This window comes from Chryseolinea sp. T2, assembly GCF_037203685.1.
Taxonomy (GTDB): domain Bacteria; phylum Bacteroidota; class Bacteroidia; order Cytophagales; family Cyclobacteriaceae; genus Chryseolinea.
This window is the reverse complement of record NZ_JBBCAU010000002.1, coordinates 1,062,161-1,087,300: the sequence shown is the minus strand read 5'-3', so window position 1 is coordinate 1,087,300 and position 25,140 is coordinate 1,062,161. Positions and strand designations below refer to the sequence as shown.

General features: G+C 48.6%; 18 protein-coding genes. 2 read left to right on the top strand and 16 right to left on the bottom strand.

Annotated features, from left to right (window positions below):
* Window positions 1-8: 8 nt before the first annotated feature.
* From nuoH to WBG78_RS09180, 8 genes are all read right to left on the bottom strand, one after another.
* Entirely contained in the window at window positions 9-992 is a 984-nt protein-coding gene (nuoH, locus tag WBG78_RS09215; protein WP_337326113.1) for an NADH-quinone oxidoreductase subunit NuoH, read from the bottom strand.
* Window positions 973-3,711 (bottom strand): NADH-quinone oxidoreductase subunit NuoG, encoded by a 2,739-nt coding sequence (gene nuoG, locus WBG78_RS09210; protein ID WP_337326112.1) that lies wholly within the window; start codon window positions 3,709-3,711, stop codon window positions 973-975. The genes nuoH and nuoG overlap by 20 nt, the downstream gene beginning before the upstream one ends.
* 1 nt (window position 3,712) lies before the next feature.
* Window positions 3,713-5,008: an NADH-quinone oxidoreductase subunit NuoF gene (gene nuoF, locus WBG78_RS09205; protein WP_337326111.1), complete on the bottom strand. Its 1,296-nt coding sequence runs from the start codon at window positions 5,006-5,008 to the stop codon at window positions 3,713-3,715.
* Window positions 5,009-5,025: 17 nt separating this feature from the next.
* Window positions 5,026-5,490: an NADH-quinone oxidoreductase subunit NuoE gene (nuoE, locus tag WBG78_RS09200; protein WP_337326110.1), complete on the bottom strand. Its 465-nt coding sequence runs from the start codon at window positions 5,488-5,490 to the stop codon at window positions 5,026-5,028.
* An 84-nt stretch (window positions 5,491-5,574) separates the two neighbouring features.
* Complete coding sequence (nuoC, locus tag WBG78_RS09195; RefSeq protein ID WP_337326255.1) at window positions 5,575-7,350, bottom strand: NADH-quinone oxidoreductase subunit C/D; 1,776 nt, start codon at window positions 7,348-7,350, stop codon at window positions 5,575-5,577.
* A 96-nt stretch (window positions 7,351-7,446) separates the two neighbouring features.
* The gene (locus WBG78_RS09190; RefSeq protein WP_337326109.1) at window positions 7,447-8,085 is read right to left on the bottom strand and encodes an NADH-quinone oxidoreductase subunit B; all 639 of its coding nucleotides are present in this window, start codon (window positions 8,083-8,085) and stop codon (window positions 7,447-7,449) included.
* Window positions 8,086-8,173: 88 nt separating this feature from the next.
* Window positions 8,174-8,608, bottom strand: a complete 435-nt coding sequence (locus tag WBG78_RS09185; RefSeq protein ID WP_337326108.1) for an NADH-quinone oxidoreductase subunit A — start codon at window positions 8,606-8,608, stop codon at window positions 8,174-8,176.
* 73 nt (window positions 8,609-8,681) lie between these two features.
* Window positions 8,682-9,128 (bottom strand): CBS domain-containing protein, encoded by a 447-nt coding sequence (locus tag WBG78_RS09180; RefSeq protein ID WP_337326107.1) that lies wholly within the window; start codon window positions 9,126-9,128, stop codon window positions 8,682-8,684.
* A 335-nt stretch (window positions 9,129-9,463) separates the two neighbouring features.
* Here WBG78_RS09180 and WBG78_RS09175 point away from each other — a divergent pair, with 335 nt between their 5' ends.
* Together WBG78_RS09175 and WBG78_RS09170 are read left to right on the top strand one after the other, a co-directional pair.
* On the top strand, window positions 9,464-12,511 hold the full coding sequence (locus tag WBG78_RS09175) for a PVC-type heme-binding CxxCH protein (RefSeq protein ID WP_337326106.1): 3,048 nt from the start codon (window positions 9,464-9,466) through the stop codon (window positions 12,509-12,511).
* A 78-nt stretch (window positions 12,512-12,589) separates the two neighbouring features.
* A complete protein-coding gene (locus WBG78_RS09170) occupies window positions 12,590-13,405 on the top strand; it encodes a polysaccharide deacetylase family protein (protein ID WP_337326105.1) in 816 nt (271 codons plus the stop codon).
* Window positions 13,406-13,779: 374 nt separating this feature from the next.
* Here the strand turns inward: WBG78_RS09170 and WBG78_RS09165 are convergent, their stop codons facing one another.
* From WBG78_RS09165 to WBG78_RS09130, 8 genes are all read right to left on the bottom strand, one after another.
* Entirely contained in the window at window positions 13,780-15,243 is a 1,464-nt protein-coding gene (locus tag WBG78_RS09165; protein ID WP_443092775.1) for a TolC family protein, read from the bottom strand.
* Window positions 15,200-18,457, bottom strand: coding sequence for an efflux RND transporter permease subunit (locus tag WBG78_RS09160; RefSeq protein WP_337326104.1), 3,258 nt, complete (start codon window positions 18,455-18,457; stop codon window positions 15,200-15,202). The genes WBG78_RS09165 and WBG78_RS09160 overlap by 44 nt, the downstream gene beginning before the upstream one ends.
* Window positions 18,458-18,480: 23 nt before the next feature.
* Entirely contained in the window at window positions 18,481-19,563 is a 1,083-nt protein-coding gene (locus WBG78_RS09155; protein ID WP_337326103.1) for an efflux RND transporter periplasmic adaptor subunit, read from the bottom strand.
* A gap of 143 nt (window positions 19,564-19,706) precedes the next feature.
* Window positions 19,707-20,129, bottom strand: coding sequence for a hypothetical protein (locus WBG78_RS09150; RefSeq protein WP_337326102.1), 423 nt, complete (start codon window positions 20,127-20,129; stop codon window positions 19,707-19,709).
* Window positions 20,130-20,538: 409 nt separating this feature from the next.
* Window positions 20,539-21,918 carry a leucine-rich repeat domain-containing protein gene (locus WBG78_RS09145; RefSeq protein WP_337326101.1) on the bottom strand — a complete coding sequence of 460 codons (1,380 nt, stop codon included), beginning with the start codon at window positions 21,916-21,918 and terminating at the stop codon, window positions 20,539-20,541.
* A gap of 131 nt (window positions 21,919-22,049) precedes the next feature.
* On the bottom strand, window positions 22,050-22,793 hold the full coding sequence (locus WBG78_RS09140; protein ID WP_337326100.1) for a hypothetical protein: 744 nt from the start codon (window positions 22,791-22,793) through the stop codon (window positions 22,050-22,052).
* 81 nt (window positions 22,794-22,874) lie between these two features.
* A complete protein-coding gene (locus WBG78_RS09135) occupies window positions 22,875-23,876 on the bottom strand; it encodes a bestrophin family protein (RefSeq protein ID WP_337326099.1) in 1,002 nt (333 codons plus the stop codon).
* A gap of 212 nt (window positions 23,877-24,088) precedes the next feature.
* Window positions 24,089-24,631 carry a DinB family protein gene (locus tag WBG78_RS09130; RefSeq protein WP_443092774.1) on the bottom strand — a complete coding sequence of 181 codons (543 nt, stop codon included), beginning with the start codon at window positions 24,629-24,631 and terminating at the stop codon, window positions 24,089-24,091.
* Window positions 24,632-25,140: the final 509 nt, after the last annotated feature.

Here is a 25,140-nt window from a genome sequence, read left to right as displayed (position 1 = left end):
CGCTTAGGTTAAGAGTTCATATAAAGAATGATACCGGCAGTTGCCAACAGATTCACGAGCGTTAGTGGAAAGAGTACTTTCCAACCGTATTCCATCAGCTGATCATATCTGGGGCGTGGCAGCGATGCACGCAGTAATATGAAGAACATGATGAAGGCAAACATCTTAATTAGGAACCATACTACGGGCGGCAGAAATGCAGGACCAATCCATCCACCGAAGTACAGGCAGGTGATCACAGAAGAAATCAGCATGATTCCGAGATATTCTCCGACGAAGAACATACCGAACTTCATACCCGAATACTCAGAGTGAAAACCTGCGATCAGTTCGCTTTCCGCCTCTGGTATATCAAATGGGAGCCGGTGTGTTTCCGCTATGCCGGCAATCAGAAAGATGACGAACCCGACAAACTGCGGAATGATAAACCATAGTCCCCGTTGCGCCTCGACAATAGTATGCAAACTGAAAGAGCCGGCCTGCAACACAACGCCCATGATTGCTAACCCCATGAATACTTCGTAGGAAATCATCTGGGCCGCGCCACGCATTGCGCCGAGAAGTGAATATTTATTGTTTGATGCCCATCCGCCGAGTATAATACTGTAAGCTCCCATCGACGACATCGCGAGGAAGAACAATATGCCGATGTTCAGATCTGCGACGATAACGCCGGGCGCAAATGGTATCACGACAAAGCTTAGCAAGACTGTCACCACAACGATCGCTGGTGCAATCACAAATACGAATTTGTCTGCAAATGGTGGTATCCAGTCTTCTTTGAAGAAAAGTTTGAGCGTATCAGCAAGCACTACGAGCACTCCAAACGGTCCTGCACGATTTGGGCCGTACCTGTCCTGCCAGAGGGCAAGCATTCTTCTTTCAAGCCAAATGAGTCCCGGCGCTATGATCAGCAAACCTGCCAGTACGCCGAAGACTATCCAGATATGTGGTGTGAGTGTCATGTTACCTTCATTGATTTTTCTTCGCATTAACATCTACTGTTACCACCTCTGCCATATGGTGCTCCTTCACAAGGGCCCACGACGGAAGGTCTACGTACGGAATACCATCAATACCCATCGGCATCACAGCAACGCCTTTTGGCAGCGTTGCGCTGAACTTCAGGGGCAACGAATACGTGCGGCCAGCTACCTCGAATGAAAGCTCCTCGCCTTCATGGATACCCATCTCTACTCTCGATGCCTCGGATATAATGAGATAGGCCTTTGGAATGCGCTCCTGCAATACCGCAGAACGCGCGCTTAATTCATCTGAACCAAAGATGTGATGAGAAGGCAGCAGCCACAATCGTCCATCCATCGGCTTGAACTGCTCCGGTATGTCGGTAAAAAACTTCGGAGAATCATTCGTGCAATGAATAAGTCGCAGACCTGGATCACCTCCCGACAACGGTCCCCCTACCTCCTGCTGGTACTTGTTCACCGACTGCACCGAGTTCCAGCCGGGCGACCAGAAAAACGGAATCATACTCGATGGAGGAATGCCGCGATAACCTTCCATCGTATATGACATTCCCGAATCATTATCTTCAGGCGGTTTTGGTTCCGAAACATTGATGTTTGCCTGCATGGCAGTGCGTCCGCTGTAGCGATGGGGCTCACGCGGAATTCGTTGACCCGCCACTCTAAAATCAGCCGGAGGAGAAACTTTATCTACACCAGAAAGTAAGGGTTCTTCCTCTGCCAGTGCCTTAGTAAGCTCTTCGAAATTTTTCCACTTCATCAGCCTCGGATGACTCACCAGATCGCCGATGTTGAGAATAGACCTCCAGCTCTCCTGAATGTCATTGGCCGGTTCGAACACCTGGAAGAACCTTTGTGCGCGGCCCTCGTTGTTGACCATCGTCCCGTCCGACTCGGCAAACGTTCCTGCGGGTACAACAATTGATGCCTTCTGCGTTGTCCCATTCGGAAGACAATCAAACACAATCACATTTTTGCATTGTGAAAGTATCTTATCAGCGAGCTCCTTCCGGCTATGACGATACAGGTCGTTTTCCATGATGATGACCGTGTCGGCGTGGCCGTTCCGAACAGCATCAAATGCCGCATCGAGACGACGACCGCCCATCAAAGCAAGCCCCATGGAATTGCATTCGGAGAATGTAAATGCCAGCCGCGCATGACTGTTCTTCTTGTGAAGTGCCCAGGCGATGTTGGCTGCAGCTTTCATGACCGACTGGTTTGCGAGTGATGTACCGGAGATGATGACCGGCCGGTCGGCGCGCAACAACGCCACAGCTATTCGCTCAACGATATCGCGTGTTTCTGCAGTGAGGCCGGACACTTCCGGAATTGCTTCCTCCATGAGATGTGCAATAGCCTGTCCGAATCTTCCGAGATCATCAGGTGCCCCACGATAAACGTCAGAAGCCGCATCATCGAGTTTGGTAGGTTCCAGAGTTGCAATGAATATTGCCCCTGTCTTATCCTGGATGACCTCACGAACTGCCGCATCGTTCCACGACGGTACCCCTATTTTATTGATTGAAGGAAGGAACGATTGCTTACCTGCCTGCCGAACGGCCAGCGCCATTCTCGGCGCCGTATTCGTCAGGTCTTCGCCCAGGACCAGCACCGCGTCGGCATGTTCGACGTCTTTGATTGTTGCCGCCTCAACTGATCCATCTTTCAGTATGCGGATAGCGAACTCGGTAAGTCTGTGTTCCTCGTCAGAAACACCGTGATAGAAATTATCTTTTCCGACAAGGGTCTTCAATGCAAAGTTCGATTGCAGCGATGCGCGCGGCGAACCAATGCCAATCACTTTATTGCCCGGGCCATACACCCGCGCAATTTCATTCAATGCGTGGTGCCGGTCTGTTTCCTTATCTCCCACCTGTGCCTTTCGAATACGGTCCGGAGCAGTCACATGCTGATAACCATACCGCCCTCTGTCACAAATGAAATAGCCATTTACCTCGCCATGATAACGATTCATGATCACCCTTAACTCTCCATAGCGTTCTCCGGCAATCGTATTACAACCAAGGCTGCAGTGATGACAAACTGAGGGCGCCATGGTCAGGTCCCATTTGCGTGTGTAATGTTCCTTCAGCGTCTTGTCTGTAAAGACACCTGTTGGACAAACCTCCGTCAGGTTGCCACTGAATTCATTCTCCAGAACACCTTCCTCTGAACGACCGAAATAAACATTGCCACGCGACGCAAACACATCGAGGTCTTTGCCGCCGGCTGTATCCTTGTAAAACCGTACGCAACGGTAGCACTGGATGCAACGGTTCATCTCATGGTTGACAAAAGGTCCCAGGTACTGGTTCTGATGAGTACGTTTCTTGTATTGAAATCTTCGGTAATTGTGACCCGTCATCACGGTCATGTCCTGCAGATGGCACGATCCGCCTTCATCACAAACTGCGCAGTCATGAGGGTGGTTAGTCATCAGCCATTCAATCACATGCTCGCGAAACTCTTTTGCTTCAGGATCAACGATCGATATCCGTTGCTTGTCTGTAACGGGCTCCATACACGACATGATCAACCGTCCCTTTTTATCGTCGGCGTCTTTGTAAACTTTTACCGCGCACTGGCGACAGGCACCAACCGATCCCAATGCGGGGTGCCAGCAAAAATACGGCAGATCAAAACCCAGGGTCAGGCAGGTCTCAAGCATGTTGCGGCCCGGGGGAACTTCATAAGCTTTGTTGTCGATGAAAATGATAGCCATGCTAAGCGTGTTCTAAGGTTGCAGGTATAGCGTGATATGGACAGCGATGATCGTGTATATGCTGATCGAAGTCGGACTTGAAATACTTAAGCGCACTCTGAAGCGGCTCCATCGCGCCCGGCGCCAATGCGCAGAACGTGTTGCCTGGCCCCAGATAGCGAGTGTGCATATGAAGAAGGTCAATGTCCTTCTCTCTGCCTTTGCCATCTTCTATGCTTTGCAGGGTCTTCTCCACCCATGGAAGTCCTTCCCGGCACGGTGTGCAGAAGCCGCAGGATTCCTGCGCAAAAAAATGTTCAAGGTTCTTTACAAATCCAACGGGACAAGTGTGGTCATCAAGTACAACCAGTGTTCCCGTCCCGAGACGGCTACCCGCCGCGGCAACTCCCGCATAATCCATGCGGACGTCGAGATGCTCCTCCACCAGGAAGTCAGTTGATGCGCCGCCAGGTAATGCTCCTCTGAAACGCAATCCGTCCTGCATTCCACCAGCATACTCTTCGATGAGTTCGCGCATGGTTACACCCATAGGCAATTCCCATGCGCCCGGGCGTTTAACCTTTCCACTTACACCGTAGATCTTCGTTCCTGAATCCTCCGTTCGGCTTAGTCGCTTGAACCAATCCGAACCTTTGTTCACGATGTGAGGAATGTTACACAGTGTCTCAACGTTGTTCACGATGGTGGGTCTTCCGAACAAGCCGCTGATCTGAGGAAAGGGAGGTTTCGCGCGTGGTGTAGCTCTCTTTCCTTCAAGAGAATTAAGCAACGCAGTTTCTTCACCACACATGTAGCGCCCAACGCCGGTGTGCAGATGCATATCGAGATCAAAGCCCGATTTCAAAATATTATTACCGAGATACCCTGCATCATAAGCTTCATGAATTGCTTTCTCAATAGCATGCGCTGCAACTTTGTATGCCCAACGAAGAAATACGAACGACTCACTTGCCTGAATGGCAAAGGCAGCGAGAATCATTCCTTCGATAAGTTGATGAGGCGTGCTCTCAAGAAGAATGCGGTCCTTGAAGGTGCCGGGCTCCATCTCATCTGCGTTCGCGATGAGATACTTCGGCTTAGGTGCATCAAGTGGAACAAAGCTCCACTTCAGCGCCGTGAGAAATCCGGCACCACCCCTGCCCCGAAGATTCGAGTCCTTCACTACAAGTTGTACATCCTTTGGCGCCATCCCGCCCAGTACTTTTCGCAGCGCCGAATATCCACCAACGGCCTCATACTCCTTCAATGAAAGAGGTTTTCCATCAGGACGAATATGTTCGGTGAGCGGTTTTTCCATGACTGTATCCATTCGTTTTATTCGTAAATACCCAGTATCTCACCAAGCTGGTCTGCGGTGACATTCTTGTACAAATCGTTGTCGATCATCAGAGCAGGTGCACCATCACAGCATCCAAGGCAACAGTTGGGAAGCAACGTGAATCTTGAATCTCTGGTCGTCTCACCGAACTTGATGTTTAACCGCTCCTGCAATGCGTTAACAAGATTTTCATATCCCATCACCCAGCAGCTGATGCTGTCGCAGACAAGAATTACATGCCGGCCTACGGGACGCCTGAACAGAAGGTTATAGAAAGTTGCCACGGAGTCGAGCTCTTCTGCACTCATCTGCATGTGACTTGCTACGTCGCGAAGCGTCTCGTCGGATATCCAGCGCCGCCGTTGCTGAACGATCTTTAGCGCCTCAATTCCCGCTGCCTTTCGGACAGGCACCAGACTGATGGCTTTGTCTATCTCAGTTATTTCATCGGCGGTTAACATAGCAGCTCAGTTTAGTTCAATTTTAAATCAGTAAGCAGTTCAGTTCAGCTTTCACTTGTTCATCAGTTCCATTCAATTCAGTTATTAGCGGTCTATGTCAGCAAGCACATAATCCATCGCACCCAGTATACTCAGCAGATCAGACACCGTATATCCTTTGCTGATATATGGGATCATCTGCATGTGCGCGAATGAAGGCGTCCGAATATGCATGCGATATGGCGACGTGTTCCCATCACTGATCGCGTAATAACTATTCGCTCCCTTTGTCGCTTCTATACAGCTCATCGCTTCTCCCGAAGGAATAACAGGTCCCCAGCTCACATTAAGAAAATGTGTGATGAGAGTTTCAATGTCCTGGAGAGTGAAATCTTTGACGGGGGGAGTGGCGAGTGGGTGGCTGGACTTGTATGGTCCGGAGGGCATATTCTTCAAACACTGGTCGATGATGCGCAGGCTCTGGCGCATCTCCTCGACACGAACCAGCGCACGATCATAACAGTCTCCATTGCTTGCTGTTGGGATTTCAAAGTCAAACTTTTCATAACCAGAGTATGGGCGCTTCTTGCGGAAGTCCCAATCAAATCCACAGGCTCTCAGTCCAGCTCCTGTTACTCCCCATTCAATTGCTTCCTGTAGTGTGAAGATGCCTATTCCAACGGTTCTGGCTTTGAACAAACTGTTTTTCATTACTAGGGCATCGTACTCACGAAGACGTTTCGGGAAGTAGTCGATGAAATTCTGAACGAGCGTCTCCCATCCTTTCGGGAGGTCCTGTGCAACACCGCCGATACGAAACCAGTTTGGATGCATGCGTCCGCCACAAACGGCTTCCACGATGTCGAAGATCTTTTCACGATCGCTGAACATGTAGAACACGGGTGACAACTGACCAACATCCTGAGCAAAGGTTCCATACCACACGAGGTGACTGGCAATGCGGAAGAACTCACACATCATCACGCGAATCACCTGTGCTCTTTCGGGTACCTGAATGCCTGCGAGTTTTTCAACTGCCAGCAGGTATGCAAGGTTATTGTTTACACCACCTAGGTAGTCAACGCGGTCGGTATACGGTATGTATGTATGCCATGATTGACGCTCCGCCATCTTTTCGGCGCCGCGGTGGTGAAATCCTATGTCTGGGATAGCATCAACGATGTCCTCACCGTCGAGCTGAAGCACGATGCGCAATACACCGTGAGTGCCCGGGTGTTGAGGACCAATATTGAGGAACATGAAATCAGAATCATCGCTCTGACGCTGCAGGTTCCATTCCTCCGGTTTGAACTGAAGTAATGATTGCTCGAAGTCGACCTTCTCATCATATAGCCTGAAAGGTCCCATTTCTGTCGCGCGCGCAGGATGTTCCTTTCTCAGAGGATGCCCGTTCCACGACTGTGGCATGAGTAAGCGCCTCAGGTGAGGATGACCCTCGAACTCAATTCCGAACATGTCATACACCTCGCGCTCATACCAGTTGGCATTTGCCCAGAATGAAGTGATGCTGGGCGCAACGGGATGGTCATGCGCAAGCGCTGACTTGATGCGGAGAAAGCTGTTCCGGTCGAACGAGAACAGATGGTAAACAAGTGTGAAATAAGGGGAAGGGTAATCGCGATCTTTTTTGCGGGTCCGCTCGTCGATGGCGGTAAGATCGTACAAAAGGATGAAGGGCTGGGCTATCTCTTTCTTCAGATAGTACAGCACATTTTTCAATCTTTCCAACGGCAGCCACAGGGTGAGCATTTCATCCTGCGTGGGTTGTTCGATGATATCAATATCACCGAATCTCAGCTTCAGCTGTTCCGTTAGACGCATGTCGGTTTCCATACGATGTCTGAACTTTTGTTCAGTTATTCAATCGTTAGTCAGTTCTCGGGCATCAATCGCTCATACTCGCTTTTATGGTTTGTCCTTAACTTCATTTACCTATTCGCAGAGGAATAAGACCGGTTAGATTTCATCGGGCGATCTGAAAGTCGTCATCGCCTTACGTGCTTCATATCGACGCTGCTTAACAGCAATTTTTTCAGTTTTGATAACTCCCTGGTCGCCAATGGTCCAGCTCAGTGGACGTCTCTCCTTCCCTACCGATTCGGCGAGCAATGTGAGACCTTCCATAAATGCATCGGGCCGCGGCGGACATCCAGGAACATAAACATCGACCGGGAGAAACTTGTCGACGCCCTGAACCACGCTGTAGATGTCATACATACCGCCGGAGTTCGCACATGATCCCATTGAAATCACCCAGCGCGGTTCCATCATTTGCTCGTGAAGTCGTTTGATGATGGGAGCCATCTTGATAAATACTGTACCCGCTATGATCATCACATCCGCCTCGCGCGGAGTACCGCGGATTACCTCTGCACCAAAACGAGCTACATCATACTTCGGTGTCATACTGGTTGCCATCTCAACGAAGCAACAGGATAAACCAAAGTGAAATGGCCACATCGAATTCTTTCTTCCCCATGCCAGCAAATCCTGAACAGTGGTGAGCATGATACTTTTTTGCACCGTCTCCTGAAGGGAACTTGTACCTCTTTCAGTTTGGGCCGGCGACTCAGGTTTTGTTAACCACCAATTCATCTCTCTAAGGATTTGTTCAATTACCAGTTATGTTCATTGACCGTACTTCTCCACTGCAGGTTAATAGCTGCCGTATAGTGATGGTCATCTATGATGCAGACTCTTTTTTAATCAACTTTTTATACGCTTTAAGGATCTTTCCGCCGTCGGGGCCAAAGTCCAGTGCACCGTTCCTCCATTCGTAGATAAGCACTACCACGAGCAGGATGACGAATATCAATACACCTGCATATCCATACCATCCAAGTTCCTTAAAAGCAATTGCCCAGGAAACGATGAAAATGGTCTCAACATCAAAGATGACGAAGAGCATGGCGATCATGTAGAATTGAGATGAGAAACGTATGCGCGCCGAACCGTCGCTTAAGATCCCTCCTTCGTATGGTTCTTCGGTCGCTCGTTCCTTATGGCGTTGTCCTAGTATGTAAGACAAACCCAGCATTGCACCGACAAGAGTCAGCACAATTGCTCCGTAGAGCAACAGGGGCCACAGGGGAACCGAATTTTCAATTGATGTATTCAAAACCTATCCGCCTCCAGCAGATAATTTTCAAAGTCACATTGACGACCCGATGAGTACGTTAAGTTCTTTTTTCTTAGATAGACTCGGAATGATGTCCGGTAATGTAGTGCTCGAGGTCTTCGATAATGTATCGCTGTTCCTCGATAATGAATTTCACCACGTCGCCAATGGAAATGATTCCAATAAGATCGCCGTGATCAACGACTGGCAGGTGACGAATAAATCTGTTCGTCATCAACTGCATGCAATCGTCCATGCAATCCTCAGGTGAAATAGTGACTGGATTCTCCGTCATGATCTCTCCGATCATGGTATCCTTTGAGGTTTTTCCTTTCAGAACAACCTTTCGGGCGTAATCGCGCTCTGTAAAGATGCCGACGAACTTCCCATTTTCGCTTACAAGCAATGAACCAATATTCTTTTCTACCATCAGTTCCAATGCTTGATAAACTGTGGTGGCCGGCTGGACAGAAAAGGTACCTGGACCTTTAATCTGTAAGATGTCTCTTACTTTTCCCATGGCCTGTTGTGATGAAGTAGTGAAATGAAGATAATGTGCGAAAAAAGTAAAAACAACTTTTTCATATAATTTAAAACGATTGCATCATCACATCACGTAAGTCACTACTCTATAGTAAAAGGTCTGCACACGTGATCTTTAATATCTTCGGAAGATTTCTTGAGAATCTTCATCAGCATAGTCCGATTCGCCAAAATTGATATCAAAACAAAGGTTTTTGCACAATCACCGGCGATGCACGTTACACCAACTTTGCATGTTGCGATTTTACCGTTCAAAGGTTGCGCTGTTTGAGATGTGACGTCTTTTCATAAACTTAAAATGCATTTCTGATTATGATGAAAGTACACTTCAGGGCCCGTCGCACACCATCTCCGTTAGTTTTCTTCTGCTCATTATACATTCTTATCGCAGCAGTTGCCTGTGATGAGCGGCGTCAATCAGGTGAACATTCTCCACTTGACTCCGCATTGACTTCATTTGAATTACCTGAAGGATTCAAAATTGAGCTTCTTGCGTCTGAGCCGCTCCTCGGAGATCCGGTTGATATGGAAATCGATGAAGACGGAAGACTATATGTCGTTGAAATGCCCGGGTATCCTCTCGACAAAAGTGGAACAGGCACAGTTAAACTACTGCTGGATAAAGACGGCGACGGACGAATGGACAGCAGCGTCGTCTTTGCCGACAACCTCGTTCTGCCCAACAGCGTTATGCGGTGGAAGGAGGGCGTTCTCGTCACGGATGCACCATACGTATTGTATTTCGAAGACACGAATGGTGATGGTAAGGCCGAAGTACGCGACACAGTGCTCACCGGATTTGCACTATCTAATCCACAGCACAACCTCAACTCACCATTGCTTGGCATCGACAACTGGATCTATCTTGCTCACGAAGGTGCTGTCTCTACCGATACTTATCAAAAGGAATTTGGAGATCCGGGCGCGGAGGTATTGTTCCCTCAGCACAAGTCATCTCCCCGCCTGGGCGTCAATGCCAACGGTAGGTCTGTACGCTTCAAGCCGGACGAGATGAAGCTTGAAGAAACTTCGGGGCACACTCAGTTTGGTCACACATTCGACAAATGGGGCCGTCATTTTCTTGTCGGCAATGCAAATCACATCTATTATGAAGCCGTCGCTGCGAGCTATCTGCAAAGGAATAAGAACCTTCTGGTCTCGGATGCTACAGAATCAATCTCCGATCATGGTGAAGCCGCCGAGGTATTCCCCATCACCCAAAACCCGCAGCATCAGCTGCTCACGGATGTTGGAGTTATTACTTCTGCATGCGGGCTAACGACCTATCTCGGTGGTGCGTTCCCTTCACCGTATGATGAATCAGTCACTTTTGTTGCTGAACCGGTAAGCAATCTCGTGCATGTCGACAAGATTGCTTCAAAAGGATCCTCGTTCGTAGCGAGTCGTATCATCGAGCACGGCGAGTTCCTCGCATCGCGTGATGCAAAGTTCCGTCCGGTGAACCTGTACATCGGTCCGGATGGTGCGTTGTATGTCGTCGACTACTACCGACAGATTATAGAACATCCAGAATGGATGGGTGAAGAAGTGATCAAATCGGGTAAACTCTACAATGATTCCAACAGGGGTCGTATTTACCGCATCACCTCTGATGGAATGGAACCACCAGCCTGGACAAAAGGTGTTCACATGAACGACATGACTTCGGACGCGCTGGTTAAAAAGTTATCAGATAAGAATATCTGGTGGCGAATGAATGCTCAACGACTGTTGATTGATCGTCGGGACTCTCTCGTTATTCCAGAATTGCAACGGGGGGCTACCAGCGCATCATCATCCGCCGGAAGAGTTCACGCTTTATGGACGCTTGATGCTTTGAAGTCCCTTTCGCCAGCAACCATTGCCAGCGCATTGAAGGATTCTGAAGCCGGAGTCAGGGAAAACGCCATTCGTCTCGCCGAACTGCGATTGTCAAAAGAAAAGGAGTTGTTAACTCCATTGTTTTCACTGGCAAGTGATCCAGATGCAAGAGTTCGCTATCAATTGCTGTGTGCTGTCGGTTCGGTCAATTCTGAAGAAGCCGAACAGGTGCGACGGCAGATACTTTTTAAGGACCTTAAAGATCCGTGGATTCAGGTGGCTGCGCTTTCTTCCCCTGACGTCACAACGGGTGGGCTGTTTGATGAAGTAGTTAGGAGAGCAAGCGATCATCCCGATGACTATCGGTTATTGATTGAACGTCTAAGCGCGATGATCGCCACGAGCAACCACCTAAAGGAACGCGAGCTACTGGCGCTCGCAACGCAGGTTCCTCAAACAACTGTAACAAATCACGATCTTGTTCAGGCTGCCATCCTGAAAGGAATGGCGCGGGGTCGGTCGGCTAAAAAGCAGTCAGCTTCTCCTCCGGATCAAACTGCTCTGACCAGAGTGATCTTCAATCATCCTTCCACCGACGTTGGAAATGCCGCCCTGAGATTATTAAGGACTACCCAATTGCAGCGAGACGCTGCGCTTGAGGACGCAGTGCGAAAGGCGTCCAGCCTTGCCGTTGACAATAGTCAGCCCGACCTTCGCCGTGCTCTGGCCATAGACTTCCTCGGCCTGCTTAAATCTGCAAAGCAACAAAATGTCTTTCTCGATCTGTTGGCACCAGGACAGCCCATGCCTGTACAACTCGCTGCACTGAGATCTCTAAGCGACATTCCGGGAACTACAGTGTCAAAGGCAATTATCTCACGGTGGTCAACACTCACACCCGAGGTCCACGACGCTGCGGTTGGAACATTTTTAGAAGACGACGACCGTATTGATTTATTGCTTGGCGCTTTGGAAGGTAATAAGATACCCGCATCGGCAGTTGCCTGGCCGAGGCGCGTGGGACTGATGGCACAATCCAACGTGCCGCTCCGCGACCGCGCAAGAAAACTCTTTACCGCAAATGATGAAGCTGAAGTGCGCAGTAGCCTCTCCGATGTGCTTACGTTGAAGGGCGATGCACAGCATGGAAAGGAAGTATATCAGCAGAACTGCGCATTGTGCCATCAGGTGCGGGGACAGATGGGCGTAAGTGTTGGACCAGACCTGGGAACCGTTCACAACTGGTCAGCCGAAGCAATACTATCCAACATCATCAAACCAAGTCAATCGATCTCCAGTGGGTTTGATCTTTGCAGCGTCGAACTTCATGATGGCACAAGTGTGCAGGGTATCGTTGCCAGTGAATCACCTGGTGCAATAACTCTGAAGAATATCGGCAGCGCAGACAGAACCATCAACCGCTCAGATATCAAATCCTTAAAGTCACTAAACATGTCCGTGATGCCCACGGACTTTGCAACTAAGATCGACCACAAGCAAATGGCCGACCTTCTCGCTTTCCTGAAACAAAATCACTAGAGCTATTAAATCATTCAACATCCAACCACTTAAACCACTAAATTGTTTTAAACCCGCAAACAGGAATTCACAATCATTATGAACAAGAGATCCGATTCACTAATTCTTACCTTCATTCTATTCATCGCCTGTTCTCTGGCCGCTCATGCCCAGGATAAAACATTTGCCTGGCCCGAGGGAAAACAGATGGCTCTCTCCCTCACATTTGACGATGGACGGTTTAGCCAGGTTGAAGGTGGTACTGCGCTGCTGGACGAGTTTGGCACAAAGGCGACTTTTTATGTGGTTCCTTCTGCTGTCGAACAACGACTCGAAGGTTGGAAGAAGGCCGTCGCCAGCGGCCATGAGATCGGCAATCACTCATTGAATCACCCCTGCACCGGTAACTTTCCCTGGGCACGGCAGAAGGCGCTTGAAAATTATAGCAGCAAACAAATGAAAGACGAGCTTGTTGAAGCCAACAAAAAGATACAGCAGCTTCTGGGCGTAACGGCGAAACAATTCGCCTACCCCTGCGGACAGAAATTTGTAGGCCGAGGAAAAGAAACCAAAAGCTATGTACCTACCGTTGCAGAATTGTTTCAATCCGGAAGAGGATGGCTCGATGAAGGCCCGAACGACCCGCAGTTCTGTGACTTTGCTCAGCTCACAGGAATGGAATCAGACGGAAAAGATTTCGAAGAAATTCTTTTGCTGCTGAAACAGGCCAGAAACAATAATCAATGGCTTGTACTAGCAGGCCATGAAATGGCTGAAGGCGGAAATCAAACGACGCGGCTATCCATGTTGAGACAACTACTGGCCTATGCTAAGGATCCCGCGAATGGGATCTGGATTGCACCTGTGGGTGAGGTGGCGACGTACGTCAGTTCAAAAAAGGGCCCGTCCAAATAGCAACACGGCAAAGGTCCACGTACACTGCCTCTCGTTGATCGGGATTGCGGTGCATCTTTGATCAACGCGAAAAGGTCCGAAAGCACAGGTAAGGATCTTCCGGACCAGATCAAAAGTCCGATGAAGACTGGACGAGTCCGATTAAAGTCCGATTCGACTCCGATGCAACTCCGATGCGACTCCGATGAAAGTCCGATGGAAGTCCGATGGAAGACCGATGACAGGCCGATGAAGGACAAGTCGTCCGGGCGCCGCAACAAAAAAAAAGGCTGCCTTTCGACAACCTCTTTTAATCGTTGTGATCCTTCGATGGTCAGTGATCAGACTGGGCTGCTTATCGCTAAACCACGAACAATTTTACAACGGCCTAGATCTTACGGGTTCCAACCTCCGCCCAGTGCCTGGTAGATATTGATCACCGCGTTCATTTGACGCATGCGCGTCTCGACCAATTCGAAGCGAGACTCGAGCGCGTCGCGTTGTGTTAACAACACTTCCATATAGTCGGCACGCGCCGACTTGAACAATCCCGTTGAAATGTTAATTGATTCTGTAAGAGCCTGTACCTGCTGCTGCCTCAAAGCATAGCTTTGCTCCAGGTTGCTGATGTTCGACATCTGGTTTGCAACTTCGACGTAAGCATTTAGTATAGAACGCTCATAGTTATAAACGCTCTGTATCTGCTTCGCGTTAGCCGAATTGTAGTATGCTTTGATTGCATTTCTGTTAATAATCGGAGCGATGAGCTCACCTGCTGCCGAATATATTAACGACGACGGAGACTTGAAGAAGAACTGCGTATTGAATGCATTGTATCCCGCTCCCGCTGTTATGCGAAGATTGGGATAAAAGTTTGCACGCGCCGACTTCACATCAAGTTTTGATGCCTCCATTTCCTGCTCCGCACGACGAATATCAGGACGATTCGTTAGCAATTGTGAAGGTATACCCGCCTGGATCACGGGTGGCACGAGCAATGCAAAGTCCTGAGTGTTGCGCTGCACGGGTTGTGGATAACGGCCTACAAGGAAATTAATCCTGTTCTCCGTTTCCACGATGCGCTGTTGTATATCGAACTGTGTACTCCTGTTCTTTAACACTTCGGCCTCGAACCTGCGTACAGCCAGTTCGGTAACCTTCGCTGCCTGCTTTTCAAGCCTTACGATTTCGAGTGCATTTGTCTGGATCTCGATGTTGCGTCTCAGAATCACCAATTGATTATCAAGAGCCATCAACTCGTAGTAAGAGCTGGCGATCTCTGCCACCAAGTGCGTAACCATGAAGTTTCTGCCTTCAACGCTCGCCAGGTAACGGTGTGCCGCTGCCTTCTTTGCATTGCGCAACTTCCTCCAGATGTCGGCTTCCCATGAAACATTTGCTGACAGCATCAGGTCTGGCAACGGCTCAGGAAAAGCCTTGCCGGGAGCAATCTCCAGATTTTCTTCTACCGCCCCGTTGCGGGTATACTTACCCACCTTATCAACACCGGCACCAGCGCCGATGCTAAGGAATGGAAGGTACTCCCCTTTGCGTGCCCGAACTTCGTTTTGCGCAATCTGTATCTCCTGAGTAACAATGTTGAACTCCTGATTGTTGTGCAAAGCAGTATCGATGAGCGCTGTCAGATTGGGATCTGTAAAGAACTCCTTCCAGTTCACCCTTGCTGAGTTCACGCTATCGCGGGAACCGGTTGAATACTGATCAGGCGTCGTAGTACGCTCCTTCCTCGGAACAACGGTAGGGACACAGGCCGATGCCATCAACAGCAAACAGCCGATTAACGATCTGTGCAAATTATTTCTTAGCGTCATCTTCATTGCTTTTAACGTCGTCTTCATTGCTTTTAACGCCAACTTCTTCGGCATCTTCTTCCGTCTCAGACCAATCATCTATAGCACGTACGAGATCACCCGTGAGTGAGTCTTCCTCTTCGTGCTTGATCAATCGTCGTCCGTCCGCCAGACTTCCAAATATGAAGTACAGACCCGGTATGATGATGACACCGAAAATTGTTCCGAACAGCATACCACCCAACGCAGACGAGCCAATGGTACGGTTACCGATAGCGCCGGCACCTTTTGCTATGATCAATGGAATCAAACCAGCCACAAAGGCAAATGACGTCATGAGGATAGGACGAAAACGTACTCTTGCTCCTTCAATAGCCGCATTCAAAATCGTAGCTCCTTCGTGACGCTTCTGAACAGCAAACTCCACGATCAGCACGGCGTTCTTACCTAAGAGACCCACAAGCATGATAAGACCGATCTGTGCATAAATGTTGTTCTCGAGTCCCATCATCTTAAGCATAAGGAATGATCCGAACACACCAACGGGAAGCGACAACACCACAGCAAGTGGAATGATGAAGCTTTCGTATTGGGCTGCGAGCACGAAGTACACGAACAACAATACGACTGCAAATACATAAATAGCTTCGTTACCTCTGATCGATTCATCGTACGACAAACCTTCGAAAGCGATATCGTAATCCTTGGGCAGCGTCTGGGCTGCTACTTCTCGGATGGCTTCAATAGCATCAGCAGTCGTGTAACCCTTTGCCGGCAAACCCTGGATAGCCGCTGAGTTGTACAAATTGAAACGGGTAATTTCGTTCGGTCCCTGACCCTTCTTCAATTTCATGAACGACGAATAGGGTACCATGTCACCGTGATCATTCTTCACAAACATGTTAAGGATATCAGACGGCAACCTTCTGAATTTGGGATCCGACTGAACATAAACCTTGAAGAACTGATTGAACTTGATGAATCCCTGTTCATAAGTACTGCCAATCATGATGTTCAGGTTCTCCATAGCCCTGCCGATCGAAACACCCTTTTGCATAGCCAGTGAGTTGTCAATCTCCAGCTCGTACTGCGGATAGTTCGCGGCAAAGAAGGTGAACAGACCTGTAAGCTCTTTTCGCTTGCGCAGAGCGTCCATGAAGTCCTTGTTGATTTTATCAAATTCCTGATAGTCTGTATCCGTTGTCTTGTCAAGCAAACGCATCGAGAAACCACCAGACGTACCGAAACCTGGAATCGCAGGAGGTTCGAAGAACTCCACGATAGCACCGAGGCCCTTGGATTTCTCTTCAAGCTCTTCCATGATCTCCTTCACCGTATGATGACGCTCCGACCAGCTCTTGAGGTTGATAAGACACGTGCCTGCGTTGGAACCACGACCTTCCGTCATGATTTCATATCCCGCCAGCGACGATACTGATTCAACGCCATCGATCTCCTCGCATATCTTCTGCAAACGCTGTGAAACCTGGTTCGTCATTTCAAGTGTTGAACCGGGAGGTGTTTGAATGATCGCATAGATAGTACCCTGATCTTCATTCGGAATGAAACCCGATGGTACAACCTGATTCTCGTACCAGATACCCACGCAAAACAGCAATAGTACTCCAAACGTCACCACTCTTCTGCTCACGATATGCTTCAGCAAACCGACATAACGACCAGTAAGCTTTTCGAAACCAGAGTTGAAACTGTCAAGCGCTTTAGAAACAAGGTTCTTCTTCTTATGACCGTGAGAGTGACCCTTCAGCAACATCGCGCAAAGCACGGGGGTCAGCGTAAGGGCAATCAGGGCGGAGATCACAATGGCGCTCGCCATGGTAATGGAGAACTGCCTGTAGAATGTTCCCACAGGACCTGACATGAATGAAATAGGAACGAACACCGACACCATCACCATCGTAATGGCAATGATGGCACCACTGATTTCACCCAATACTTTCCTTACGGCATTGTAAGGACTGATCCCTGGTTCTTCTTCCATCTTGGCGTGAACCGCTTCCACGACGACAATCGCATCATCGACCACAATACCAATCGCCAACACAAGTGCAAAGAGAGTTACGAGGTTGATCGATAGTCCGAAGAACTGCATCACAAAGAAGGCACCTACCAGTGATACCGGTACCGCCAGAATCGGAATGAGTGTCGAACGCCAGTCGCCCAAAAAGACGAACACCACGATAGCCACCAGGATGAAGGCATCGCGCAGCGTTTCAATAACCTGCTCAATGGAAGCATCGAGGAATTGTGATACGTCGTAGCTGATTTTATAGTCGATACCAGGAGGGAAATTCTCTTTCATCTTCTCGAGCTTTTCCTTCACGTTTTCGATAACGTCGCTGGCGTTACTACCGTAGTTCTGCTTTAACACGATAGCGGCGGATGCACGGCCATCGAGGTTGGAATAAATATCGAAGAACTCGCTTCCGAGTTCCACCGTAGCAATATCGCGCAGGTGAATGCTTTGACCCTCTGAGTTGGCACGAATGATAATGCCCTCGTATTCTTCAGCCTTATTGTAGCGCCCTTTATAAGTGAGCACATACTCCAGCGACTGAGCAGCAATACCAGAGCTTTGACCGATACGACCGGGACGACCAATGATACTCTGTTCGGCGATGGCGTCCATCACTTCCTCTACGGAAATGTTATAGGCGCGCATCCGTTCAGGGTTAAGCCAAACGCGCATCGCATAACGACGGCTACCGAGGATCTGCGCCCTGGCCACACCTTTCGTTCGCTGTATTTCGGGAATCATCTTCACCGTAGCGTAGTTGAACAGGAACTTCTCGTCCATGCTCTTGTCTTTCGAATAGAGGTTGACGTACATCAACATACTCGGCTGAATGGGTGTGATGATTACACCTTCGCGTTGTACCAGTGGAGGCAGCAGAGGCATTACCTGGTCCACCCTGGTCTTCACGCGAATCACGGCATCGTTCGGATCGGTGCCGGGTTCAAAGATGATACGAAGCGTAGCTTCACCGGCGCTGGTCGCATCCGTAGCTATGTAACGCATGTCCTGAACACCGTTGATGGCCTGCTCGAGCGTGATGAGCGTAGACTTCACCAGTACATCCGCGCTGGATCCTGGATAGGCGATAAAGATATTCACCGTAGTAGGTGCAATATCCGGGAACTGAGATATCGGAAGTTTCTTGATTGCCAATATCCCAACAAAGACGATTACAACCGATATAATGATCGCGAATACCGGTCGGCGTATAAACTGACTAAACATGATTGTCGGTGATTAGTGATCGGTTATTCGGCATATAGATTCAAGTGGCTCAACACGGAGTCAGGTTTCACCATGGTGAAATCAATCCTCTCCGCCTCGCGCACCTGACGCAAGCCTTCCAGCAAAATCTTATCGTCTTCGCTGAGACCACTCTTAATTACAAAAATGTGTGGCAATTCGTCTGCTACGATTATCTCCCTCGAACGGATCTTATTGTCCTTATCAACAACATAAACAAACTTCTTCTCCAGTACCTCGAACGTTGCTCTTTGAGGAATGAGAAGACCGTCCTTAACAACCTTTCTCACTTCAATATTTCCTGTTTCTCCATGACGGAGCAGTCCGGTTGGATTTGGAAATGTGGCGCGATACTGGATGTTTCCGGTTTCATTATTGAAATCGGCCTCTATAGTTTCAACAACTCCCTCATACGGGAATTTCTCGTGATCGGCCATTTCCAGGCTGACCTTCATCGGACTGTCTTTTGCTGCCTTCGATTTGTACGCGAGGTATTCAGCTTCAGGTACGTTGAAGTAAACCCACATCTTGCTGTTGTCAGACATTGTGGTAAGCAGGTCGCCTTCATCTACCAAACTACCGAGACGGACCTGGAAGTGGTCCATGATGCCATTAAACGGAGCTCGTATCTCCGTGAATCCGAGGTGAACTTCAGCCAGTGATTCTTCTGCCTTCGCCTTCTCATACTTTGCTTTGGCAAGCGCCAGTTCATTTGGAGAAACGACGTTGCTGTCGGCAAGTGACTTGGTATTCTGATATTCGATCTCAGCAAACTTTACTTCAGCCTGAGCTTTCTGAAGCTCGGCCTTGTAGAGCATTGGCATGATCTGGAACATTGGCTGTCCCTGCTTTACAAAATGACCTTCGTCTACGAAAATGTGTTGGAGATAACCACGCTCCAGGGCACGCAATTCGATATGCTGAAACGCCCGGATCTGGCAGACATACTGCTTTACAGTAACCGTGTCCTTCTTAAGAGGATTGGTAACCAGAAACTTAACTTCTTCTTCTTTTTCTTCTTTCTTGGATGCGCAGCCTGTGTAAGTAAGCAGTGCACAACATGTCACGAACATGAGGATTCCTCTCATAAAACGCCTAATTATTTTTTAATTGATGTTGGGAAAAAATGGGGTAGCGACCAGATGGTCATTAAGAAACCGAAACATCTTGGGGATCGTACGGCTTCCCTTTAATCAAAGGACCTGGCCTTTGAAGTGACAAAAAAGTGAAATCAGATTCTGAATACCTGAAGCATCAGGTAACGACCCGATGAAGGAAGAGAAAATAAGTCACAATAACGGAAAGCAGACCTGTGCAGGTCATGCTTGTCGGATGATAAGGCAAGAAATACGGAGGTGATACACGCCGGGCCAAAACGGGTAAGAGAACGAAACTCATCTTCGTCTTCTTCGTTCTCGCGACGTTCAAGGACAGGTACCTGGATGACGTGCGTGGTCTTTTCACGACCAATCCACACATGGGTACACCAGGTTTGCTGGTCAGTCAACTGGACATCTGAAGCAGAATGGGCGGGACAGATCACTTCTGCGGAATCTGATCCGCTGTCCAACCCATGCGCATAGGCATTGCGTAGCGTATAAACGCTCGAAACAAGCAAGCATATGGAAAGGAAGTACTTGAGAAGTGTCTTCATCAATGAACCCATAAAACTACACCACGAATGCCAACCACACAAACTCAGTTCCGTGAAAACCACAAGTTATTTACGTATTCGACTCCTATGATTTTTTCAAACGTTGCCGACGCAAACATAAAAACGACGAATGGTCTGATTATCAAGTCAGACGAACATTCATATGGAATTAAGTCTGGTGTCATCATGTTCAATCAAGGTTCTTTCTTTTAATTGCTGTTAACGTTTGCATCCCCATTCTTAACGCACACTTTCATGTGCTACTATGCTCACATTAAACAATTGCCATTATGATGACGAACCAGCCAAAAAGTAACGGAGGAATGGCGATTATTTTAAGATATTTTCACCAGGTCGGGTGCCACTTGAGCCGGTATCGAAACCGGAAATGTTAGCAGAAATTACCCGCCTACTGCTTCACATCTACGTTGCGCTGCCGCAGCAATTTTACCCAGCGTTGAAGCTCCTGCTCATCCCCGATCGGATTTCCAAATATGTACAGGATCCGCAGGTTCGGCATTGCCAGGATCTCCTCGCCAATACGGGTGATGTCATTATTGTTAACGTATAGTTCCTGGATACCCGCGCTCTGGAATACCCACGCCGGAATAGTTGTCAACCTGTTGTACCCAACATCCAGTTTCACCAATGGCAACCTCGACAGGCTGTCCCCCAGATAGGAAAGTTGATTGTCCTGCAAATAAAGCGTTGAAAGATTCGGAAGCCGGCTGAGTTCATCAGGAAGTTGACTTACCTCGTTGTCCCACAGCGACAGTACATTCAGTGCTTTCATTTTTTGTATCGACGGCGGCACCGCCGTGATTTCATTGTGACTGAGGTCAAGATTGACCATCCCGGGAAGACTCAGAATACTCCCGGGTATTTTTTTCAGCCTGTTGTTATAGAGATTAACAACCAGCAACTGTCGGCCTCCGATCTCTCGTTCAATTGTCGCAATTGAATTATAAGACAGGTTAAGGGTGATCAGCTTATTAAAACCACCCAGAGAGAATGGCATGTTCTTTAAACCATTATGCGATAAGTTGATACTCTTCACATTGTCGTTGGTCTTCATCCGGTTATGCCGGACCCGATTGTAGCCAAGATTTACATAGGCAAGGCTGCGCGGCCTGGACAAAGCTCTGGAAAGCGTCTTCAGCCGGTTACCCGACAGGTTCATCTCCTCCAGCGAATCATACTCAGCCAACCCTTTGGGTATGCGGCGCAGGTCGTTGTAGGCCAGGTTTAAAGTTTTTAACGATGACTTGTTTACGTACCGAAGTTTAAAGCGCTTCAGTTCTGACCTGGATATTGTGAGAACTTCAAGATGCGCCAGTTTGCCTAGCCATACCGGTAGTTTTTGGATATGGCAGCCGCTGATGTCCAGTTCTTTCAGATTCACGCATGAGGCGACCTTTGCCGGGATCTCGCTGCCCTCCAGAAGATACAGGCCCAGATGCGTGATGGTGTCGGGTCTGTCAGTACGCATGAGATCATCATAAAACGAATAAACACCGAATTGATAGGACGGAATTATCTTGACCAATAACTTTTCGCCTTTCACATGTAAGGCATTGTTGTCGGATTTGATATCGGCCTTAAGGTTGTCAAGGATTTGCTGCCTGATTGATTCGTATTGGACCGAATCTGCAGCCGTTCTAAAAATCCTTTTCGCAAATAGACGCTGACCGCAGGCGGCAAAAGGCAAGAGCCATGCGAGTATGAAACATACAGCGAAGGAGCGCAGGGTATCAGATAGGTGCATGTCGTTGGCTCTGCCTTTCAGCATAGTGGTGCAACCGCAAAATGTAAAACTCTAAATGTAAAATGTAAAAGTCATGGCTCCACGTCAAAGACGGACTGCCCGGAGGTAAATTAACTAAATATTTAGTTTGAAACAGGATTACACACAATTGTTTCTCACGTCAGTCTGTTGGTAATATCAAGGTGCTCACCAGAGGAGAGCGTGATGAGCGTGGCGCGTTTCAGCGCATGGAATGATCCCATGTCGCTGTCGCTGTTGATGAGTATTGTGCCTACCAGTATTACGTGCTTGCAATGGTATGAAGTCTGGGCTACGAGCTGTTTAATTCGGGCGTCGCTCGCTTCGTAAATGACTTCTGTTGCCTCGAACATTGGTTCCCTGGCGCTTAGGATCCTGTCCTTTTGAGCGTAAAGAATTTGTTCTATCGTGTTCATCTGGTAGTCCAGCTCTGTGACGTGACCGGGTATGATCTCGTTTTTCAATAGCCGGTCCGTTGCTGCCTTTGCCGCACCACAACAGGTACTCCTCCGCTCCTGGCCAAGGCGATGAATTTCGCCGAGTGTACCCTGTCGCGTTATCCCTATGTGCGGACCATAATAGATCAGCACCGCGCCGTTGTCGGGTACGTGACTGGCAAATGCTCCCATCCCGGTAAGGCCGGTGAACGGAAAGCCATCGAGGCCTCCCATTTTGAAGGGACCGAGAAACTCCCGGGCCCGCACCGGGTATTGAATGCTGTTAACGTCGTCGCTGCAAATGCTGTCGGCAAGCATGACTTGTGAAGGCTCGAGTTCAAGATCACCCTCAACAAAATCAACGAGGCGGTTTACGGCATCGATAGTCGTGACGGCGTTTGGGTACCATCCGCGTATGATCTTTAATCTCTCGCTTTTCAGCATAACAGCACTTTAATGTTACGGGAATACTTCTGGTGACGATGTTCTCATCTCAATGTAAGCAAACACTTTCTCTGCCCGGCCTCACAGCACAATATTGTTTTTGGGAACAATTGGTTCCGGAAGGGCGTCATTGAGCATGTCCTTCATATCAATTTCGATCATGCGACTGATCTGGCTAATAGGCACATCGTTGGCGCTACCTTCAAAAGGGTTTACGGAACTCTCTCCCACCGTGTCCAGCGTATGAAAGGCCCAGGTCACCATTGCGGAAAATGGGATATTGAACCAGATAGTATACCCCTCAAGGAATGTGGAATCGCCAAGTCTGTCCAGTTCTTTTAACATGGCAAAAGGAACCGTTACCACAAACAGGAATAAAAGATAGGTGGCTATCGACGAAAAGTTTCTGGGATAGGGAAAGTTTTTGATTCGCTCAGCCCTGCCCTGATTGTCGGTGAATCGCATAGCCAATTGCTGCAACTGGGTCCATTGAAAGTCGTTTATACTTCCACTGCTGCGCAATGAAGAAAGTTCCGCCGACTGCATGGCCATTAGCTGCGTGGCCCGGTTCTTCTTACTCAGAATATATTGTCGATCTTCTTCTGATAAATATGCCTTCAACTCATCTTCCAGCTTACTGTTACGTTCGGGGATTTCATAGTGGCCCTTCAGGAATTCGCGGTTGTTTGCGCGCTGCATGTTCTCCCAGGTACGCGGATCGCGGAGTTGATATCTCAGGGCAGTAAGCCATGCAAAATGAACTCCAAACATGCGTCTGACAATGCCCACATCGTTACGCAGCGAGTCGCGCAGCGTATATCCAAAGCTTCTGCTGTCATTTACAATGGAACCATAAATCTGACGCGCCTCCCATAACCGGGAGTAGCTTGCGTTGTTCTTGAAGCCCACGATAAAGGCAACAGAAGTACCCAGGATGGCAACCGGTGGCCAGGGCAATGCAATGAAAGTGAAGCCCAGTGTATAGATAATCGTAGGTATGGCAGCGAGAATCAGCATCCAGTAAAGATCCCTCCTCGTCCATTTAAGAAACTCTCCAGGGGTAAACCGTTTTCCAGTATGCACGGATTATTTATTTGTTGATTGGTGACTTGCTGATCCCGCCATTGGCTGGACAGGTTTGTTGATTGCAATGGCGGACCACACGTATCTGTTAGATCTCATTGTCATTAAAACAAGATGGGGGCCCGGTAATGCCCAATTCGTTTCCAGAGTTTCAATTTATAAAGGAATGGGGAGAAAAAAAGAACGGAGGCACATGGCCTCCGTCATTAAGATTAAAACAATTTCTCCTGCGGAGGCGTGCCCTTGGCAAGACGGATATAGACCGTGGTCTGACCGCGGTGATGTGTCTGATGCTCGAATGCCTTCGCGATGACCATCGCCTTAGTCATTTCAAAACGATCGAACAGTTTGGTGGTTTCTGCAAGCTGCGCGGGTGTCATCGTCTTGATAGCGGCGATAGCAAAATCATAACCGGCCAATACGAGTTTGGTAACATTGGCTTTTGACTTGTCTGTCGTTTTCTCTGATTCGCCGAATCCGACCGGGCTCTTCTGTCCGGATGCCATAGCTGTGAAACCATAGTTGGCATCCGTAAGGTGAAGCATCTGATCAGCAAAGGAGCGCATTTCCGGAGTAGGCTTCAGCGCGTATCCGGCTTCCGGCATCGCGTCGAGATACTCCTTTGTATAGGCCTTAGCGCGCTCCCAATCTTTTACCATGTCATCGATGGAGCATTGTGCATAAATGGTGTTGACGCTCAAAGTGAGCAATAGTGCGAAAAACACGCGGGTGATTCCTGTAAATTTCCTTGTCATTGGTGGATTATTTGGTTGGTTAGTTTTCATGTTAATTGTCATCTGCAATCCTGATGCTGTTGTTCAGAAATAGGATGTAACAGATGTCCGAATCCGGGCCAATATCAAACTTTATTCATTATCATTTTTTGTATCGGTTTCAATTTGTTAGAATAACGTAGGTCCGTTGCCGGGTGCCCGAATAAACAGCGTGAGCGTGGATGTGAGAGCGAGGAACAGTGTGAGGAACAGTGTGAGAGTAAGGAATAGTCTGGGAAAGTGTGGGACTACTCTGGGCCGACTGTGGAAAAGTCCGATGCGACTCTGGGAAACGTGTGGTAACAGTCTGGAAAAGACCGGTGAGGGATTGGTTATAGATGGGAAGAGTGCGGGAAGGGATGGTAAGAGTGTGGGGAGGGATTGGGAAAGTCCGGTCGGTGAGCGTAAGTAATGCGGTTTGAGTGCGGTTAACGTGCGGCAAGATTGCGGACAGAAAGCGGTTAAACAGCGGAGGACCTGGGGAAAAGACA

Excerpts from the sequence above, each read along its gene's own strand:
- nuoH (WP_337326113.1), bottom strand. The coding sequence starts at position 992 with ATGCGAAGAAAAATCAATGAAGGTAACATGACACTCACACCACATATC.
- nuoG (WP_337326112.1), bottom strand. The coding sequence starts at position 3,711 with ATGGCTATCATTTTCATCGACAACAAAGCTTATGAAGTTCCCCCGGGC.
- nuoF (WP_337326111.1), bottom strand. The coding sequence starts at position 5,008 with ATGGAAAAACCGCTCACCGAACATATTCGTCCTGATGGAAAACCTCTT.
- nuoE (WP_337326110.1), bottom strand. The coding sequence starts at position 5,490 with ATGTTAACCGCCGATGAAATAACTGAGATAGACAAAGCCATCAGTCTG.
- WBG78_RS09190 (WP_337326109.1), bottom strand. The coding sequence starts at position 8,085 with ATGAATTGGTGGTTAACAAAACCTGAGTCGCCGGCCCAAACTGAAAGA.
- WBG78_RS09180 (WP_337326107.1), bottom strand. The coding sequence starts at position 9,128 with ATGGGAAAAGTAAGAGACATCTTACAGATTAAAGGTCCAGGTACCTTT.
- WBG78_RS09175 (WP_337326106.1), top strand. The coding sequence starts at position 9,464 with ATGATGAAAGTACACTTCAGGGCCCGTCGCACACCATCTCCGTTAGTT.
- WBG78_RS09170 (WP_337326105.1), top strand. The coding sequence starts at position 12,590 with ATGAACAAGAGATCCGATTCACTAATTCTTACCTTCATTCTATTCATC.
- WBG78_RS09165 (WP_443092775.1), bottom strand. The coding sequence starts at position 15,243 with ATGAAGACGACGTTAAAAGCAATGAAGATGACGCTAAGAAATAATTTG.
- WBG78_RS09160 (WP_337326104.1), bottom strand. The coding sequence starts at position 18,457 with ATGTTTAGTCAGTTTATACGCCGACCGGTATTCGCGATCATTATATCG.
- WBG78_RS09155 (WP_337326103.1), bottom strand. The coding sequence starts at position 19,563 with ATGAGAGGAATCCTCATGTTCGTGACATGTTGTGCACTGCTTACTTAC.
- WBG78_RS09150 (WP_337326102.1), bottom strand. The coding sequence starts at position 20,129 with ATGAAGACACTTCTCAAGTACTTCCTTTCCATATGCTTGCTTGTTTCG.
- WBG78_RS09145 (WP_337326101.1), bottom strand. The coding sequence starts at position 21,918 with ATGCTGAAAGGCAGAGCCAACGACATGCACCTATCTGATACCCTGCGC.
- WBG78_RS09140 (WP_337326100.1), bottom strand. The coding sequence starts at position 22,793 with ATGCTGAAAAGCGAGAGATTAAAGATCATACGCGGATGGTACCCAAAC.
- WBG78_RS09130 (WP_443092774.1), bottom strand. The coding sequence starts at position 24,631 with ATGACAAGGAAATTTACAGGAATCACCCGCGTGTTTTTCGCACTATTG.